12 protein-coding genes are annotated in these 17,692 nt (G+C 70.5%); 9 read left to right on the top strand and 3 right to left on the bottom strand.

The features are described 5' to 3' along the window. Positions 1-25: 25 nt before the first annotated feature. Together STRTUCAR8_RS07495 and STRTUCAR8_RS07490 are read left to right on the top strand one after the other, a co-directional pair. A complete protein-coding gene (locus STRTUCAR8_RS07495) occupies positions 26-2,443 on the top strand; it encodes a glycosyl hydrolase family 95 catalytic domain-containing protein (protein WP_006374961.1) in 2,418 nt (805 codons plus the stop codon). A gap of 4 nt (positions 2,444-2,447) precedes the next feature. Further along, the gene (locus STRTUCAR8_RS07490) at positions 2,448-3,731 is read left to right on the top strand and encodes an SGNH/GDSL hydrolase family protein (protein ID WP_006374963.1); all 1,284 of its coding nucleotides are present in this window, start codon (positions 2,448-2,450) and stop codon (positions 3,729-3,731) included. Between the two features lie 69 nt (positions 3,732-3,800). On the opposite strand, the gene STRTUCAR8_RS07485 is transcribed toward STRTUCAR8_RS07490, so the two are convergent. Genes STRTUCAR8_RS07485 through STRTUCAR8_RS07475 form a run of 3 tightly spaced genes read right to left on the bottom strand, consistent with a single transcriptional unit; the run spans position 3,801 to position 6,999 of the window. Further along, a complete protein-coding gene (locus STRTUCAR8_RS07485; protein WP_006374936.1) occupies positions 3,801-4,823 on the bottom strand; it encodes a TolB-like translocation protein in 1,023 nt (340 codons plus the stop codon). Positions 4,824-4,854: 31 nt separating this feature from the next. After that, positions 4,855-6,126, bottom strand: coding sequence for an MFS transporter (locus STRTUCAR8_RS07480; RefSeq protein ID WP_006374922.1), 1,272 nt, complete (start codon positions 6,124-6,126; stop codon positions 4,855-4,857). Between the two features lie 24 nt (positions 6,127-6,150). Beyond that, complete coding sequence (locus tag STRTUCAR8_RS07475; RefSeq protein ID WP_006374945.1) at positions 6,151-6,999, bottom strand: glycosyltransferase family 2 protein; 849 nt, start codon at positions 6,997-6,999, stop codon at positions 6,151-6,153. A gap of 286 nt (positions 7,000-7,285) precedes the next feature. Here STRTUCAR8_RS07475 and STRTUCAR8_RS07470 point away from each other — a divergent pair, with 286 nt between their 5' ends. The 7 genes from STRTUCAR8_RS07470 to STRTUCAR8_RS07440 all read left to right on the top strand — a co-directional run bounded on the left by STRTUCAR8_RS07470 (position 7,286) and on the right by STRTUCAR8_RS07440 (position 17,454). Next, a complete protein-coding gene (locus STRTUCAR8_RS07470) occupies positions 7,286-8,725 on the top strand; it encodes a sugar transferase (RefSeq protein WP_048818724.1) in 1,440 nt (479 codons plus the stop codon). 23 nt (positions 8,726-8,748) lie between these two features. Continuing rightward, complete coding sequence (locus STRTUCAR8_RS07465; protein ID WP_006374949.1) at positions 8,749-9,804, top strand: Gfo/Idh/MocA family protein; 1,056 nt, start codon at positions 8,749-8,751, stop codon at positions 9,802-9,804. A 29-nt stretch (positions 9,805-9,833) separates the two neighbouring features. Beyond that, positions 9,834-10,826, top strand: a complete 993-nt coding sequence (locus STRTUCAR8_RS07460; RefSeq protein ID WP_044471796.1) for an NAD-dependent epimerase/dehydratase family protein — start codon at positions 9,834-9,836, stop codon at positions 10,824-10,826. After that, complete coding sequence (locus tag STRTUCAR8_RS07455) at positions 10,823-11,962, top strand: DegT/DnrJ/EryC1/StrS family aminotransferase (RefSeq protein ID WP_006374930.1); 1,140 nt, start codon at positions 10,823-10,825, stop codon at positions 11,960-11,962. The genes STRTUCAR8_RS07460 and STRTUCAR8_RS07455 overlap by 4 nt, the downstream gene beginning before the upstream one ends. Continuing rightward, positions 11,959-12,651: an acetyltransferase gene (locus STRTUCAR8_RS07450; RefSeq protein WP_006374920.1), complete on the top strand. Its 693-nt coding sequence runs from the start codon at positions 11,959-11,961 to the stop codon at positions 12,649-12,651. The genes STRTUCAR8_RS07455 and STRTUCAR8_RS07450 overlap by 4 nt, the downstream gene beginning before the upstream one ends. Beyond that, the gene (locus STRTUCAR8_RS07445; RefSeq protein ID WP_006374938.1) at positions 12,648-13,766 is read left to right on the top strand and encodes a DegT/DnrJ/EryC1/StrS family aminotransferase; all 1,119 of its coding nucleotides are present in this window, start codon (positions 12,648-12,650) and stop codon (positions 13,764-13,766) included. The genes STRTUCAR8_RS07450 and STRTUCAR8_RS07445 overlap by 4 nt, the downstream gene beginning before the upstream one ends. A 76-nt stretch (positions 13,767-13,842) precedes the next feature. Further along, the gene (locus STRTUCAR8_RS07440) at positions 13,843-17,454 is read left to right on the top strand and encodes a DUF4082 domain-containing protein (RefSeq protein ID WP_006374951.1); all 3,612 of its coding nucleotides are present in this window, start codon (positions 13,843-13,845) and stop codon (positions 17,452-17,454) included. Positions 17,455-17,692 lie beyond the last annotated feature (238 nt).

The following is a 17,692-nucleotide window of genomic DNA, read 5'->3' as shown; positions in this document are numbered from 1 at the left end:
TCGCATGTCACAAGGGAGCGCATCCATGGACACCCCACGCCCCGATTCGCCACCGACTCTTCCCAGCAGGCGCGGCCTGCTCTCCTTCGCCGCCGTCTCCGGAGCCCTCGCCGCGCTCGGCGGGACACCCGCGTTCGCCGCCTCCGCCGCACCCACGAGACCCACCCACTCCCCGATGCTGTCCAAGGGCGCCGGCACCGAACTGTGGTGGCAGGCACCCGCCGACGACGGCTCGATGATCACCCAGGGTCTGCCGGTCGGCAACGGCCGCCTCGGCGCGCTCGTGAGCAACGACCCCGGCCGGGAACGGCTGTTCCTCACCGACGCCACCATGTGGACCGGCGGACCCAACAGCACCCTCGACGACGACGGCCAGTTCCCGTACGGCCGCGCGGACTTCGGGTCGTTCACCCTGCTGGGCAAGCTGACCGTCGACATACCCGACCACGACCTGTCGGCCGTCTCCGGCTACCGACGCGCCCTCGACCTCCGCCAGGGCCTGGTCACCGCCTCCTACGTGCGCTCCGGTGTGACGTACCGGCGGCAGGTCTTCGCCAGCCTCCCCGACGACGTCGTCGTCCTGCACTTCACCCAGGACGGCGGCGGCCGGTACACCGGCGCCATCAGCCTGGACGGCACCCACGGTGAGACCACCACGGGCGTACGGTCGGGCCGATACGCCTCCTACGGCGCCGAGTTCCCAGGCGGACTGCGGTACGGGGCGGCCGTCACCGCGTACGGGAGCGGGGGAACCGTCGCCGTCGACGGGGCACGGATCTCCTTCCGTGACTGCGTGAGCCTCACGGTGATAGTCACCGGCGGCACCGACTACGCGCCCGACGCGACCGCCGGCTACCGCGATCCGTCGCTCGACCCGCGAAAACTCGCCCGCGCCAAGGTCCTCGACGCCGCCGAGCACTCCGCGGCCACCCTGCTGCACACCCATGTCGCCGACCACCGGCGGCTGTTCGAGCGCATGGACGTGTCCCTCGGTACCTCCACCGCGCTGCAACGCGGCATGGACACCTGGGAGCGGATCCGGGCACGCCACACCGATGACACGCCCGATCCCGAACTGGAGGCGTCCTACCTGCAGTTCGGGCGCTATCTGATGATCGCCGGCTCACGCGGCAGTCTGCCGCTGAACCTCCAGGGACTGTGGCTCGACGGCAACGACCCCGACTGGATGGGCGACTACCACACCGACATCAACCTCCAGATGAACTACTGGCTGGCCGACCGGGCCGCCCTGTCCGACTGTTTCGACGCCTTCACCGACTACTGCCTGGCCCAGCTGCCCTCCTGGACCGAACTCACCCGCACCCACTTCGACGACCCCCGCAACCGCTACCGCAACTCCAGCGGGAAGAACGCGGGTTGGACCGTCGCCGTCTCCACCAACATCCACGGCGGCATGGGCTGGTGGTGGCACCCCGCCGGCAACGCCTGGCTGTGCAACTCCCTCTACGAGCACTACGAGTTCACCCAGGACCGAGCCCATCTCGCCCGTATCCACCCGATGCTCAAGGGGGCATGTCAGTTCTGGGAGGCGAGACTGCTGACGACGACGGTCACGGACCCCGACACCGGCGAGACACGGGAGGTCCTCGTCGCCGACAGCGACTGGTCGCCCGAACACGGCCCGCTCGACGCCAAGGGCATCACCTACGCCCAGGAACTCGTCTGGGCCCTGTTCGACAACTACCGCACAGCGTGCGGGGTGTTGGGCAAGGACACTGCGTACGCCCGGACGGTCGCCGGTCTGCAGAAGCAGCTCCACCTGCCCCGAGTGAGCCCGAGAACAGGCTGGTTGGAGGAGTGGATGTCCCCCGACAACCTGGGGGAGACCACCCACCGGCATCTGTCCCCCCTTGTCCAGTTGTTCCCCGGCGACCGGATCCGCCCGGACGGCTCGACGCCCGCGGAGATCGTCGAGGGCGCGACGGCGCTGCTCACCGCGCGCGGCATGGAGAGTTTCGGCTGGGCTAACGCCTGGCGCAGCCTGTGCTGGGCCCGCCTGAAGAACGCCGACAACGCCTACCGGCTCGTGGTGAACAACCTGCGGCCCTCCGCCGGCGGCAGCAACGGCACCGCGCCCAACCTGTTCGACATCTACGAGGTCGAGCGGGGCCGGGGCATCTTCCAGATCGACGGCAACTTCGGTACGCCCGCCGCGATGATCGAGATGCTGGTGTACTCCCGTCCCGGCCGCACCGAACTGCTGCCGGCGCTGCCCGAGGCCTGGTCCGACTCCGGATCGATCACGGGCGTGGGCGTACGCGGTGGCTTCACCGTGGACCTGAGCTGGCGGGACGGCAGACCGACCGAGGTCACGGTGACGAGTGTCGGCGGTCGCACGACCACGGTGGCGTACGGGGACAGGTCCCGGAAGGTCACCCTGTCGCCCGGCCGGTCCGTGACGCTGCGCGACCTGGGGCGGTGACGCGGTGCGTCGGCACACCGTCAGCGTCGCGGGCGTACTGCGGCGGCTCGCCGTGCCAGTGGTCGCGTATGCCGCCGCCGCGCAGCTGTTGACCGGATCGGCGACGGCAGCCCCTGCCGCGAGTGCCCCGAATTCCGCCAATGCCACGAGTTCCGCGACTGCCCTGACGCACGAGATCGTCACCTGGGGTGCGAGCGCCGACCGGATGGGCGAGGCCGCCTCGGACCGCGGTTACCGGCTCGTCGTACGGACCAGTGCGGGCGGAACCCACCTGCGTGTCAGGCTGTCCAACGCCTTCGGCGACCGGCCCCTGACTCTCGGCCGGGCGTACGTGGGCGTACAGAAGGAGGGTGCCGCCCTGGTCCGGGGCAGCAACAGGCCTCTGGCGTTCGGCGGGAAGTGGTCCGTCACCGTGCCCGCCGGTGAGACCGTGCTCAGCGATCCGCTGCCCGGACGGCTGCCGGCCGCCACCTCGCTGGCGGTCAGCCTGTACGCGGCGGAGGCGGGCGGCCCGGCGACGGGGCACGGTATGGCCATGCAGACGTCCTACACCTCCACGGGCGATCACGTGGCGGAGGAGGGCCCGGACAACTGGACCGGCACCACCGGCTCCTGGTTCCACCTGGACGCCGTCACCGTGCGGACCGGCTCGGACGTCGGGGCGGTCGTCGCTCTGGGCGACTCCATCACCGACGGCTGGCAGTCCAGCACCGGCCTGAACCGGCGCTGGCCCGACTACCTGGCCCGTCGTCTCCAGACCGACGCGGGCGCCGGCACCGGCATCGGGGGAGTGGCCAACGAGGGGATCTCCGGTAACAAGGTCCTCGCCGACGGAGCCGGGCAGAGCGCCCTGAACAGACTGCACCGGGACGTGCTCTCCCACCCCGGCGTCCGCACGGTCCTCCTCTTCGAGGGGGTCAACGACATCAAGGCCCACACCGGTGTCACGGCCGCGGATCTGATCGACGGCTACCGCCGGATCATCAACCGAGCCCATGCGGCCGGCGTTTGTGTCGTCGGGGCCACGGTCGGTCCCTTCAAGGGCTGGTCCGAGTGGGACGCGCCGGCCGAGGCCGTACGACGGGAGGTCAACGAATTCATCCGTGGCGGCGGCGAGTTCGACGCCGTGGCCGACTTCGACCGCGTCCTGCGCAGCCCCTACGACCAGGAGCGGATCCTGCCGTTCTTCGACAACGGCGATCACCTGCACCCGAACGACACCGGAATGCAGGCGATGGCCGACGCGGTACGGCTGCCGGATCTGTCCTGCGACCGCGACGCTCCCTGAACCCCGGCGAACAGGCCCGTACGCCCGCGTCCACCAGGTGGACGCGGGCGTGTCACCGCCCTTCGCCGTCTACAGGGGCGCCGGGGACGAGGCCCCGGCGATCAGCAGACGGGGGCTGCCCGTGCCGTTCGCGGGCACGGTCCACAGGTCGCTGCTGCCGACCTTGCCGTCGGTGGGCAGGGCGTAGGCGATCGTGTCGTCGTCGAGCCAGGTGGCCTGGTCGTCGACGCTGTGGCGTTCGGCGAGCGCTGTTTCCTTGAGCGTGCCGAGGTCGAGGACGTACTCGTGCCACAGGGCCGTACGGGACAGGACCCGCTTCTTGAAGGCGACACGCGTCCCGTCCGGGGAGAGCGAGGGGCACTCCACGTTCTCGATCAGGGTGGTGACCTTGCGCTCGGACAGCGAACCCCGGACCAGATACGTCTTGTTGCCGGTGTTGAGGGTGGCGTAGAAGGTGTCGTCGTCGGCGGCGAAGGTGACGCCCCAGAAGTTGACGTCCGAGGCGCGGTACGGCTTGCCGTCCAGGACGACGGAGAACGTCTCCAGGCTCGGCGTCAGCTTCATGGTGCGGGTGTCCAGGACCGAGGTCCGGGTGGAGAAGAAGGCGGAAGCGTAGGACTCGCCGGACACGAAGACGGTCCAGGCGACGAAGCGGCCACTGGGGGAGACCCGGGCCCGGCTGGGGGCGCCCGCGAGCGGGTAGGTGCGTACGGTGCGGAGGTTCGCGTCCAGGAGCAGGGCGCGGTTGCTCTGCTTCAGGACCCCGGGGACGGACTGGAGGCAGACGCCTGTGCCGGCCGCCGCGTAGAAGCGCGCGCACTTCAGGTCCGAGGCGGTCCGGCCGGCGCCGGGGTCGGTGGACGGGACCGAGGCGACCGCCGTGCGGTGCGGGCCGGCGGCGGCGTTGACGAACGTCAGGCGGCTCTTCTGGTCGAGTGTCAGCCTGCCCGTACTGACGGCGGGCCCGCCGGGCTGCGACCGGTTCGCCCGGTCAGCACGGTCGGCGGCGTGCAGGACCACACCGGTTCCCACGCCCGCGAGGACCAGCACTCCCGCGACGAGTATGAGCAGGCGGCGGCGCAGCGAAGTCATCCGGATCCTTGGGGCGTCGTGGCTGTGGTGGTCATCGGGTCTCACCGCTCGGCCGCAGGACCATGCCCGCGACGACCGCGCAGCACAGCAGACCGACCGCCGAGCCGGCGAGCGCGGGACCGTCGCCCCACACCGTCCAGGCGGCGCCGAAGGCGAGTGAGCAGCAGAACCGGGCCAGCGCCTGGCTGGTCCCGACGATGGCGAGGCCGCTGGCGCGCAGTTGCTCGGGCACGACGTCGGCGAGAGCGGCCGGCAGCACGCCGTCGGTTGCCGCGTAGAACACGCCGTGCAGGGCGAGTACGAGGAAGGGCAGGGCCGGCGTGGCCGGGGCCCACAGCAGCAGGCCGTAGCCGGTGAGCAGACTGACGTGCCCGGCGAGGAAGACGGTGCGGCGCCCGACCCGGTCGGCCAGCGCGCCGAAGGGCACGGCCAGCAGCAGGAACACGGCGGCGGTGCCCAGCGGCAGCAGCGGGAACCACTCGTCGGCGATGCCGGCGCGCCGTTGCAGGAGCAGGTAGACGAAGGCGTCGCTGACCGTCGTCAGGCCGAGGAGCGCCGCGCAGAGGGCGAGCGCCCGCAGCCGGGGGATCCGCAGCAGGGCCAGCGCTTCCCGTACGCGCACGGGCGGTCTGCCGTCGGCCGCGTCCGCTTCGGGCGGCTGCTCGTCCCGCCGTCTGCCCGGTACGAACAGCACCAGTACGAGCACACCGAGCACGGCGACGCACGCGCTCACGCCGAACACGGCGTCGTAGCCGTCGGTCGCCGCGCGCAGGATGAAGAAGGCGGCCAGCGGGCCCAGCATCGCGCCCGTGGTGTCCATCGCCCGGTGCACGCCGAAGGCGCGGCCCTGCCGCTCGGGAGGCGTGGACAGGGAGATCATCGCGTCGCGCGGGGCGGTACGCAGACCCTTGCCGGTGCGGTCCAGGGCGAGGATTGTGCCGAGGGCGCCGATGCTGCTCACGAGCAGGAGCAGCGGCTTGCACAGCGCGGACAGGCCGTACCCGAGCCCGGCCATCAGCTTGTGGTTGCGCACCCGGTCGGCGATGTGGCCGCCGGTGAGCTGGACCAGCGCGCTGACGCCGTTGTAGACCCCGTCGAGGGTGCCGAACACCAGCGGGGTGAAGCCGAGGGTGGTGACGAGGTAGAGCGGCAGAACGGCGGTGACCATCTCCGAGGAGATGTCGGTTATCAGGCTGACCGAGCCGAGCACGAGCACCACCGGGGCGACCCTGCGCCCCGGGCCACGTCTTCGGCCCTGTTCGGTGTCCGCCTGTGCGGGGGCGGAACGGTCGGTGAGATACATGATCGGGAACTCCAGGTGCGGTGCTCAGTTCTGCCGGCTGCTCTCGTCCCGTAGCCAGGTGCCGAAGTCCTGTGCTCGGATGGCCTTTCCGGCCTTCCGCCGGGCCGCGACCGCCGCCGCGACGAAGACTACGACACTGGGCAGGAGCTTCGGATCCCTGCGGACCAGGGCTTTCAGATCCGCCACGCTCGTGCGCGCCGTGGCTTCCTCCGGTCCCTGGTGCTGTTCCACCTGGGCGGTGGACACCGCGGCCCGGACGCGCCGTCTCATCAGGTCCGGCCAGGTGCGCGGCGGGTGGACCACGACAGCGGCCCCGTCGACCACGAGCCTCTCCTGCGGGGTGAACGCCAGGGACGCGGCCAGGTCGTCCGCCATCAGCGGCGGCAGCGCGGCGATCCTGGCGTGCCCGGTCTTGGAGACCGCGATGACGCCCCGGCCGAACAGCCCCTCACGGACGGCGGGGAGCCGCTGCCACACCCGGTAGTAGGCGCGGACCCGCCAGGCGCAGCCGGCCAGCGGGATCCGCCGGTCGGGCGCGGTGGCGAGGATGTCCGAAGTGTCGTCGTCCAGGGGCTCGGTCAGCGCCCGTACGTCCGCGCCCGTGATCACGACGTCGGCGTCCACATAGAGGCGGGGGAAGCCGTGCGCGTGGTCGTCGCCCGCCCGCAGAGCGGCGTGCTTCGAGGGGGTGGGGATCTCGACCACCCGGACGCGCGGTCCGTACGCGGCCGCGATTCCCGCGGTGTCGTCCGTGCAGCCGTTGCACACGACCACGATGTCGGTCTCGTCCTCGGGGGAGTCGGCCACCAGCGAATCGAGGAGTCGGCCGATGACTCGTGCCTCGTTGTGGGCCGGTATCACGATGCTCGTCACGTGGGCAGTATGCCGTCAGTGTCACTAATGCGATGTGTGTTTCGTTCAACCGTTCCCGTCACTGCGTTTGGTGGTCTAGATTGAGTGCCGCCGGACCGGTTTGGGTGGGGAACTTGTCCTTGACTACATGTCACGGTGCGGCTTTTTGCACGAATTTGAACTTGTAGGAAAAGCATGCTGGGGGGCATGAGGCGGTTGGGGAACCGCTCACGCTCCCTCGCTTTCCAGTGTCGCTGTGTGGAGGGCACTTCGATCGGGGGGTAGCCGCGCATGTGGTGGGGGGAGCATGGCCATTGAGGTCACGCATGAGCAACTGGTTGTGGAACGCAGGACTCCGGAAGCTCGCCGAAGACGTTGGGATCGCAAATACCGGATCGCCCTGTTGGTCGCTGACGGCTTCGCCGCCGTCGTCGCGGCCTTCCTGATCCACGCGGTGTACGGCCGCTGGGCGGTGGCACTGGTGCTGCCCCCGATGTGGATCGTCGCCATGGTCGCCCACCGTTCCTACGACCGCACCGCCCTGGGGCTGGGAACCGAGGAGTACCGACGGGTGCTCCGTGGGGCCCTCGTGCTCCCGGCGCTGGCCGCGGTCGCGCACTATGTGTTCGCGCACGACGAGGGACTCCTCCATGACATGATCATGGCCACGGTGCCGGCTGTCGTGATCGCCCTGCCGGGCAGATACGCACTCCGCCGCCGACTGCACCGAAGATGGGCGCGCGGCCGGGACCGGAGCGCGACCCTCCTGGTCGGGCCCTCTCGCGGCATCGTGGAGCTGGTCGCCGTACTGCGTCGCGGTGGCGCGCAGGAACTGCACGTCGCGGGGGTGTGCCTGAGCGATCCGAAGAACCGGTCGGAGATCCATGAGCTGGGGCTTCCCGTCCTCGGCGGCGTCGGCGACATGGACGACGTCATCCGGGTCATGGGCATCAGCACCGTGGTCGCGCTGCCGGTCCCGGAGGCCGACGCCTCCGTCCTGCGCCGGATGTCCTGGACCGCGGCCGTGCAGGGCGTCAACTTCCTGCTGGCCCCCGTACTGACCGACGTGGCCGCGTCCCGGCTGGCGGTACGCCCCACCAACGGGGTGCCGCTGGTACGGATACAGGCACCCAACCTCACCCGGATCTCCCGGCTCCCCAAGGAACTCCTGGACCGCTTGCTCGCCGCCGTACTCCTGGCGGTCCTCGCGCTGCCCCTGCTGCTGATCGCCCTGATCGTGCGGCTGGACAGCACCGGGCCGACGCTGTTCAGGCAGCAGCGGGTGGGCCGGTACGGCGACCACTTCACCATGTTCAAGTTCCGCACCATGCGGCCCGACTCGGAGTCCCTCCGGGCGGAACTGGAACACCTCAACGAGAACAGCGACGGCCTGCTGTTCAAGGTGAAGGAAGACCCACGGATCACCCGGGTCGGCTCGGTGCTGCGCCGCACGTCGCTCGACGAACTGCCGCAGCTGATCAACGTGCTCGGCGGTCACATGTCGCTCGTCGGCCCCCGCCCGCCGCTGCCGGAGGAGGTCGAGGAGTACACGCCGGAGGTCAAGCGCCGACTGCTCGTCAAGCCAGGACTCACCGGGCTGTGGCAGGTCAGCGGACGCTCCGACCTGCCCTGGGACGAGGCGGTCCGGCTCGATCTCGGATACGTGGACAACTGGTCGATGGGACTCGACCTGGAGATTCTGGCGCGCACCGGGTCCGCGGTGGTGCGCGGAACGGGGGCCTACTGATGGACCGAAGGAAGAAGAGCCAAGTGACGCAGACCACGGAGCCGTTGGGGATCGCGGTCGTCGGGGCGGGCTACTGGGGCCCCAACCTCGTACGCAACTTCCAGGCCAGCGAGCAGTTCCGGCTGCGCTGGCTGTGCGACCTCGACGTGGACCGGGCCCAGCGGGTCCTCGGCGGTTACTCGACCGTCCAGGCCACCGCGGACTACGCGGCCGTCCTCGCCGACCCCTCCGTCGACGCCGTCGCCGTGGCCACACCCGCCGGCACCCACCTGGACATCGCCCTGGCCGCCCTGCGCGCCGGAAAGCACGTCCTCGTGGAGAAGCCGCTCGCGGCGACCTACGCCGACGGGGTGCGCCTGGTCAACGAGGCGGAGGAACGCGGTCTCACCCTGATGTGCGACCACACCTACTGCTACACACCTGCCGTGGGCCGTATCCGGGAACTGGTCCGCTCCGGCGAACTCGGCGAGATCCACTTCGTCGACTCGGTACGCATCAACCTGGGGCTCGTCCAGAAGGACATCGACGTCATGTGGGACCTGGCCCCGCACGACCTGTCGATCCTGGACTTCATCCTCCCCGACAACGTCGAGCCGGTCGCCGTCGCCGCCCACGGGGCCGACCCGATCGGCGCGGGACAGGCCTGCGTGGCCTATCTCACGCTCCAGCTCAACACGGGGGCCATCGCCCACGTGCACGTCAACTGGCTGTCCCCGACGAAGGTACGCACCACCATGGTGGGCGGCGCCAAACGCACCCTGATCTGGGACGACCTCAACCCCGCCCAGCGCGTGGCGATCTTCGACCGGGGTGTGGACCTGTCCGCGCCCCAGGAGATCGGTGCGGACGAGCGCCGGGACATGCTCGTCTCCTACCGCTCCGGAGACATGGTCGCGCCCGCCATCGGCGAGAAGGAAGCGCTGCGCAGCATGGTCGACGAGTTCGGCGACTCGATCAGACAGCGCCGGGCGCCGCTGACCGACGGCCGGGCGGGCCTGCGGGTGCTGGACATTCTCGAGGCGGCGTCACGCAGCCTGGAATTCAAGGGCGCGGTCGTCGGCCTGCGTGCCGGCCGTTGACGGTCACCATCACTGAGAGGGCAGGGCAGTTGAGCAGCGTACGAGGCAAGAAGATCCTGGTCACCGGGGGAGCCGGCACCATCGGCTCCAACCTTGTCGACCTCCTGGCCGAGGGCGGCGCCCGCGAGATCGTGGTGCTGGACAACTTCGTCCGGGGCCGGAGAGCCAACCTCGCCAAGGCCATGCCCAGCGGCGTGGTCGAGGTCGTCGAGGGTGACATCCGGGACGCCGCCACCGTACGGAAGGTCACCGAGGGCGCCGACCTGGTGTTCCACCTGGCCGCGATCCGCATCACCCAGTGCGCGCAGGAACCCCGCCTCGCCAACGAGGTCATGGTCGACGGCACCTTCAACGTCCTTGAGGCGGCGGCCGAAGCCGGAGTCGGCAAGGTGATCGCCTCGTCCTCGGCGTCCGTCTACGGCATGGCCGAGACCTTCCCGACGACCGAACGCCACCACGCGTACAACAACGACACGTTCTACGGCGCGGCGAAGGCCTTCAACGAGGGCATGCTGCGCAGCTTCCACGCCATGTTCGGACTGGACTACGTGGCGCTGCGCTACTTCAACGTGTACGGCCCCCGGATGGACATCCACGGCCTCTACACCGAGGTGCTCATCCGCTGGATGGAACGCATCGAGGCGGGCGAGCCGCCGCTGATCCTCGGTGACGGCACCCAGACCATGGACTTCGTCGACGTCCGTGACATCGCCAGAGCCAACGTGCTGGCCGCCGAGTCGGATGTGACGGACGAGGTGTTCAACGTCGCCAGCGGCACGGAGACCTCGCTGCGTCAGCTCGCCGACGGCCTGCTGGAGGCCATGGGCGCGTCCGGCCTGGAGCCGGAGCACGGGCCCGCCCGCGCGGTGAACGGGGTGGTCCGGCGGCTCGCGGACACCACCCAGGCCGCCGAGCGGCTCGGCTTCACGGCGCGGATAGACATGCGTACGGGGCTCAAGGACCTGGTGGAGTGGTGGCGTGCCGAGCGCGCCGCCGACGCCGCCGCGGAGGCAGCCAAGTGAGCACCGACCGCATCCCGGTGATGATCCCCTGGCTCGGCGAGGAGGAGGCCAAGGCCGCCTCCGACGCGGTGCTGTCCGGGTGGGTCGCCCAGGGCCCCCGCGTCGCCGCCTTCGAGCAGGCCTTCGCCGAGCGGGTGGGCGCCGAGCACGGCATCGCCGTCAGCTCCTGCACCACCGCGCTCCACCTCGCGCTCGTCGCGCTCGGACTCGGACCCGGCGACGAGGTCGTGGTGCCCTCGCTGTCGTTCATCGCCACCGCCAACGCCGTGCGCTACGTCGGTGCCGAACCCGTGTTCGCCGACGTCGACCCCGACACCGGCAACCTGACCACGGCCACCGTGGACGCGGTCCGCACCCCCCGCACCAAGGCCGTCCTCGCCGTCCACCAGGGCGGTGTACCGGCCGACGTGCACGGGCTGCGCGCCGCCTGCGCCGACTGGGACCTGCCCCTCGTCGAGGACGCGGCCTGCGCCATCGGCTCGACCGTCGGCGGAAAGCCCGTCGGACAGGGCGCGCTGATCGCCGCCTGGTCCTTCCACCCCCGCAAGCTCGTCACCACCGGCGAGGGCGGCATGATCACCACCGACGACGCCGAGTGGGCGGTACGCCTGCGCCGGCTGCGCGAGCACGGGATGAACGCCTCGGCCGCCGAACGCCATTCGAGCAGCAAGCCGGTCCTGGAGAGCTACCTAGAGGTCGGCTACAACTACCGGATGACGGACGTCCAGGCCGCGATCGGCCTGGTCCAGCTCGGCAAGCTCGACGCGATGATCGCCCGCCGCCGCGAACTGGCGGCCCGTTACGACGCGTTGCTGCGGGACGTCCCCGGACTCACGCCGGTACGCGACCCCGAGCACGGGCAGAGCAACTTCCAGTCCTACTGGGTGCTGCTGGACGAGGACTTCCCCGTCGGCCGGGACGACCTGCTCGGCGCGCTCGCCGAGGCCGGCGTCTCCGCCCGGCGCGGGATCATGGCCTCGCACCTCGAACCCGCCTACGAGGGCCACCCCAGCGCCCCCCTGCCGGTCACCGAGCGGATCAGCCGCGACTCGCTGATCCTGCCGCTGTTCCACACGCTCACCGAGGCCCAGCAGGACCGCGTCGTGGCGGCCCTGCGTGAACAGGCCCGAAGATGAGCGGACTGCTGATCATCGGCGCGGGCGGCTTCGCCCGGGAGACCGCCCAGGCCGTACGGGACGCGGGTGACGTCGAGTTGCTCGGGCACCTCGACGACAACGCCCACCTGCACGGCACCGAGGTGGACGGCGTACCCGTACTCGGCGGCTGCGACCTGGTCCACGGCCTGCCCGAGGCGCGGGTCGTGATCTGCGTCGGCAACCCCCGGGACTACGCGGCCCGCGCCCGCCTGGTCCGCAGGCTCGGCCTGCCCGCGGACCGCTACGCCACCGTGATCCACCCGACGGCGTCCGTGTCGGCGACCTCGCGGGTCGGCCACGGCTCGGTGCTGCTCGCGCACTGCGTCCTGACCGCGGCCGTGGAGGTGGGCGCGCATGTCGCGGTGATGCCACAGGTCGTCCTCACCCATGACGACGTGGTCGAGGACTTCGCCACGCTCGCCTCCGGCGTCCGGCTGGGCGGGGGAGCGCGGCTGGAGCGGGGCGCCTATGTGGGCTCCGGCGCCCTGGTCAGGGAGGGCACCGTGGTCGGCGCCTGGTCGCTGATCGGGATGGGAAGCGCCGTGCTCGGCGATGTGCCGCCGGGCGAGGTCTGGGTGGGGAGCCCGGCCCGCCGGCTGCGCGAGGCGGCGACGCCCGCGCTCGACGAACTCACGACAGGAACAACAGTGGGGGGACCGCTGAGATGAACCAGATACCGCTTGTGGACCTGAACGCGGCCCACCGGGAAGTCGCCGACGAGGTACGGGCCGGATTCGAACGGATCCTGGCCGACACCGCGTTCATCGGCGGCGACGAGGTGCGCGCCTTCGAGCGCGAGTACGCCGACTTCGGCGGTGTCGCGCACTGCGTGGGCGTCGCCAACGGCACCGACGCCGTCGAACTCGCCCTGCGCGCGAGCGGGGTCGGGCCCGGCGACGAGGTCGTCATACCCGCCAACACCTTCATCGCCACCGCGGGCGCGGTGGCCCGGATCGGCGCGCGGCCCGTCCTGGCGGACTGCCTGCCCGACACCTACCTGCTCGACCCGCAGGCCGCCCTGGACGCGGTCGGCCCGGCCACCCGCGCGGTGGTACCGGTGCACCTGTACGGCCAGATGGCCGAAGTGACGCAACTGGCCGGCCAACTGCCCAGCCACGTAAGGGTCGTCGAGGACGCCGCCCAGTGCCAGGGCGCCACCCGCGACGGCCGGTCACCGGGCAGCGGCGGGATCGCGGCGACCAGCTTCTACCCGGGCAAGAACCTGGGCGCCTACGGCGACGCGGGCGCGGTGCTCACCGACGACGAGGAGTCGGCCGACCTGGTGCGCGCGATCGCCAACCACGGTGGCGTCGCCAAGTACCGCCACGACGTCCCCGGGTTCAACAGCCGGCTGGACGGGCTGCAGGCCGTCGTCCTGCGGGCGAAACTGGCGCGGCTCGCGGACGGCAACGCGGCCCGGCGGTCGGCTGCGGCCCGCTACGACGCGCTCCTCGCCGACCTGGTGTCCGCCGGGCGCGTCGTGCTGCCGGCCACCGCCGCAGGCAACCTGCACGTCTGGCACCTCTACGTCGTCCAGGTATCCGGCACGGACCGCGACGACCTCGTGGGCAAGCTCAACGCGGAGGGCATCGGCGCCGGCGTGCACTACCCCGCCCCCGTCCACCTCACCGAGGCGTACCGGCATCTCGGCCACGCCCGGGGCGACTTCCCCCACGCGGAGAAGGCGGCGGACCGGATCCTGTCGCTGCCGCTCTTCCCCCAAATAAGCCCCGATCAGCAGCAGCGCGTCGTGGACACGCTCGCCAAGGCGCTCGAAAGCTGATCGGCCCCCACACTCCCGCTCCACCCCGGCCTCTGGGTCGGCCCGGCACAGTGCACAGCACCGCTGAGAGGTACACATGAACAGATGGAGCAGACGGATCCGGGGCGGGCGCCTCGCCGTCGTAGCAGCGTTGATATGGGCGGTGCTTCCGCAGGCCATCCCGGCCCAGGCCGCGTCCGATCCGTGCGGAACGGGCTCGAACCCGGTCGTCTGCGAGAACTCCAAGACGGGCAGCCCCATGTCCGACTGGTACTCGCCCAACGCCTACGGTGACATCAAGGGGTTCTCCACCAAGGAGAGCGTCCAGGCCGGTGACACCGTCCAGTTCAAGATCCAGTCGCCGGTCACGTACCACGTGGAGATCTACCGGCTCGGCTGGTACGGCGGCGACGGCGCGCGCCTGATCTCGACCCCGGCCCAGGTGGCCGTGAACTACCCGGCCAACTACAACTCGAACGCCAATCCCGCCAGTTGCACCACCAAGAGCAGCACAGGCCTGGTCGACTGCGGCAACTGGCCCGTCACGGTGAACTGGACGGTGCCCAGCGACGCGGTGTCCGGCCTGTACATCGCGAACCTGACACAGAACGACGGCGACGGCCTGATGCCGTACCCGTTCGTCGTCCGCAAGGACTCCAGCACCTCCGACATCGTCGTGCAGACGAGCGACGAGACCTGGCAGGCCTACAACGACTACGGCGGCCAGGACCTCTACGGAGGCGCCGGCCCCGCGCCGGACGGCCGCGCCTACGAGGTCAGCTACAACCGGCCGCTGGACATCGGCGGTGACAACGGCATCTACGGCTCCGAGTTCATGATGCTGTCCTGGCTGGAGCGCAACGGCTACGACGTCAGCTATCTGTCGGGCGTGGACGTGTCGACCAACGGCGCCACCCTGCTGCCGAAGCACAAGGTGTACCTGTCCTCAGGGCACGACGAGTACTGGACGCAGAGCCAGTACTCCAACGTCCTGGCGGCCAGGAAGGCCGGCGTCCGGCAGGCCTTCTTCAGCGGCAACGAGGTCTTCTGGAAGACCCGGCTCGCCGCGAGCAACGACGGCACGAGCACGGCGAACCGGACCATGGTCTGCTACAAGATGACCAAGATGGCGCAGGGCAACGGCATCGCCGACCCCAGCGGCACCTGGACCGGCACCTGGATGGACCCGACCAGCACCTCCTACGGTCAGACCTACCAGCCGCCGAACATCCTCACCGGCTCCATGTTCCAGGTGAACGGCTCCCGCGACGACGCGATCACGGTCCCCGGCTCATACGGCAAGAACCGGATCTGGCGCAACACCTCCATCGCCAACCTCACGGCGAGCCAGACGGCCACCTTCCCGACCGGCACCCTCGGGTACGAGTGGGACAGCGACATCGTCAACAGCACCAGACCTGCCGGAGCGATCAACGTGTCGTCCACGACAGTGGACATCAACGACGGCAAGTACCGCCTCGACTGGGGCAACATGTACGGCAACGGAACCGCGACGCACAGTCTCGTCGAGTTCCGCGACCAGGACTCCGGAGCCCTGGTGTTCGGGTCGGGGACCGTGCAGTGGTCGTGGGGTCTCACCAACCTCCCCACGTACGACCCCGATGACGCGGTGGTCACCGAGGACTCCCGTATGCAGCAGGCGACGGTGAACATCCTCGCCGACATGGGCGTCCAGCCGCTGACCCGGCAGAGCAACCTCGTCAGCGCCACGGCCACCACCGACACCACCGGCCCGGCCATCACCGTGACCAGCCCGGCCTCCGGGGTCACCGTCCCGGCTCTGAAGCCGGTCACCATCAGCGGCACCGCCACCGACTCCGGCGGGGGTGTGGTGGCCCGCGTCGAGGTGTCCACCGACGGCGGGACGACCTGGAACGCGGCCACCGGACTCACGTCCTGGACCTACAGCTGGACGCCGACGGCCCCGGGCGCCGCGTCCATCAAGGTCCGCGCGGTCGACGACAGCGTCAACATCGGTGCCGTCACCACCCGCTCGGTGACCGTCGGCCCCCAGGCCTGCCCCTGCACCGTCTGGCCCGCCACGGCGGTGCCCGGCACCCTCAACGCGGGTGACGCCGGTCCGCTGGAGCTAGGCGTCAAGGTCCGTACCACGGTGGCCGGTTCGATCACCGGCGTCCGCTTCTACAAGTCACCCGCCAACACCGGCACCCACACCGGCAGCCTGTGGAGCGCCTCCGGCACCCGCCTGGCCACCGGCACCTTCACCAACGAGACGGCCTCCGGCTGGCAGCAGCTGAACTTCGCCACCCCGGTGACCGTCAAGGCCAACACCACCTACGTCGCCTCGTACTTCGCCCCGAACGGCGGATACTCCTACGACGGCGGCTACTTCTCCGGCAGTGCCGCGGGCCTGGCCCCGCTCACCGCGCTCCAGTCCGGCACCGACGGCGGCAACGGCGTCTACCGCTACAGCTCGACCAGCGCCTTCCCGTCCTCGGCGTCCTCGGGCAGCAACTACTGGGTGGACGTGGTGCTGGACACCGCGACGGCCAGTACGACCCCGCCCGTGGTCACCTCGACCTCACCGACGTCGGGGGCGACCGGCGCGTCGATCACGGCACCGGTGTCGGCCGTCTTCGACCACGCCATCGACGCCGACACGCTGACGTTCACCCTGAAGGACCCGAACGGCAACACCGTGCCGGGCGTCAACACGCTCCCCGCGTCGAACAAGGCGACCTTCACACCGTCGACCGAGCTGGAACTGCACACCACGTACACCGCGTCCGTCCAGGCCGAGGACCTGTGGGGCAACGCCATGACGGCCCCGGTGACGTGGTCGTTCACCACCAGCTCCACCCCGCCCGCGGTCACCTGCCCCTGCACGCTGTGGAACACCAGCACCGTGCCGGCCAGGACGGCCGTCACCGACGACCCCAACTCCCTCGAACTGGGCACCAGGTTCCAGTCCTCGGCGAGCGGCTGGGTCACCGGTGTCACCTTCTACAAGGGCGCCACGAACACCGGCACCCACACCGGCAGCCTCTGGTCCGCCGACGGCACGCTCCTCGCCTCCGGCACCTTCACCACCGAGTCCGCCTCCGGCTGGCAGACGATGACGTTCGCGACCCCGGTCGCGATCAGCGCCGACACGGCGTACGTCGTCTCCTACCACGCGCCCAACGGCAACTACGCGGTGGACGGCGGCTACTTCGCGTCGGCCCACAAGTCGTACCCGCTGACCGCCACCGCCGACATCAGCACGGCCCACAACGGGCTGTACCGGTACGGCAGTGACGTGGCCTTCCCCAACGGGTCCTACGGATCCGCAAACTACTGGGTCGGTCCGATCTTCACCGCCGACGACCCGTCCGCGTCGCTGACGTCGGGCAACTCGTTCTCGGAGGTGACCAGTTCCTCGCTGGCACACACCGCCGACGCGGACAACGCGCTGGTCGCCTCCCTGCCCAGCACGGCCAAGCTGTCCACGGTGAAGGCGACAGTGACCGTCCTGCCGGGCGCGCAGGCCGCGGCCGCCGGGAAGCTCAAGGTCAAGGCCGTCCTCTCCTACAACCGGGCCACCCACAAGGTGTCCGTCCACCTGTCCGCCCCGCTGCCCGACGGCACGCGGTTCAAGATCACCGTCACGGCCCGGGACAAGCAGCACCACACGGTGACGTCCCGGGTCTGGAGCCTCACCAGCAAGACCGTCCGCAAGAAGAACTGACCGACCACAACCCACTGTCGGTGCCTCGAAGCCTCTTCAGCGGTACTGAGTGAAGGTCCCGGCGCGGAGAACTCGGCCGGGACGGGGACCCCGAGGAAGTTCGCCGACCCTCCCCCTACGGGGTCCGCCGGACGATCCGGGAAGGGTCAGCTTCGAGCGCCGTCGACTGCGGCCACAAGGATCGGGACGGCAGCCTTCGGGGCATCCGCGACTGCGGACGCTGCGAGGTGGAAGGCGT

The organism is Streptomyces turgidiscabies Car8 (assembly GCF_000331005.1).
GTDB classification, from domain to species: domain Bacteria; phylum Actinomycetota; class Actinomycetes; order Streptomycetales; family Streptomycetaceae; genus Streptomyces; species Streptomyces turgidiscabies.
This window is presented reverse-complemented; position numbering and strand designations above follow the sequence as displayed.

Excerpts from the sequence above, each read along its gene's own strand:
- STRTUCAR8_RS07445 (WP_006374938.1), top strand. The coding sequence starts at position 12,648 with ATGAACCAGATACCGCTTGTGGACCTGAACGCGGCCCACCGGGAAGTC.
- STRTUCAR8_RS07485 (WP_006374936.1), bottom strand. The coding sequence starts at position 4,823 with ATGACTTCGCTGCGCCGCCGCCTGCTCATACTCGTCGCGGGAGTGCTG.
- STRTUCAR8_RS07450 (WP_006374920.1), top strand. The coding sequence starts at position 11,959 with ATGAGCGGACTGCTGATCATCGGCGCGGGCGGCTTCGCCCGGGAGACC.
- STRTUCAR8_RS07480 (WP_006374922.1), bottom strand. The coding sequence starts at position 6,126 with ATGTATCTCACCGACCGTTCCGCCCCCGCACAGGCGGACACCGAACAG.
- STRTUCAR8_RS07470 (WP_048818724.1), top strand. The coding sequence starts at position 7,286 with ATGGCCATTGAGGTCACGCATGAGCAACTGGTTGTGGAACGCAGGACT.
- STRTUCAR8_RS07440 (WP_006374951.1), top strand. The coding sequence starts at position 13,843 with ATGAACAGATGGAGCAGACGGATCCGGGGCGGGCGCCTCGCCGTCGTA.
- STRTUCAR8_RS07495 (WP_006374961.1), top strand. The coding sequence starts at position 26 with ATGGACACCCCACGCCCCGATTCGCCACCGACTCTTCCCAGCAGGCGC.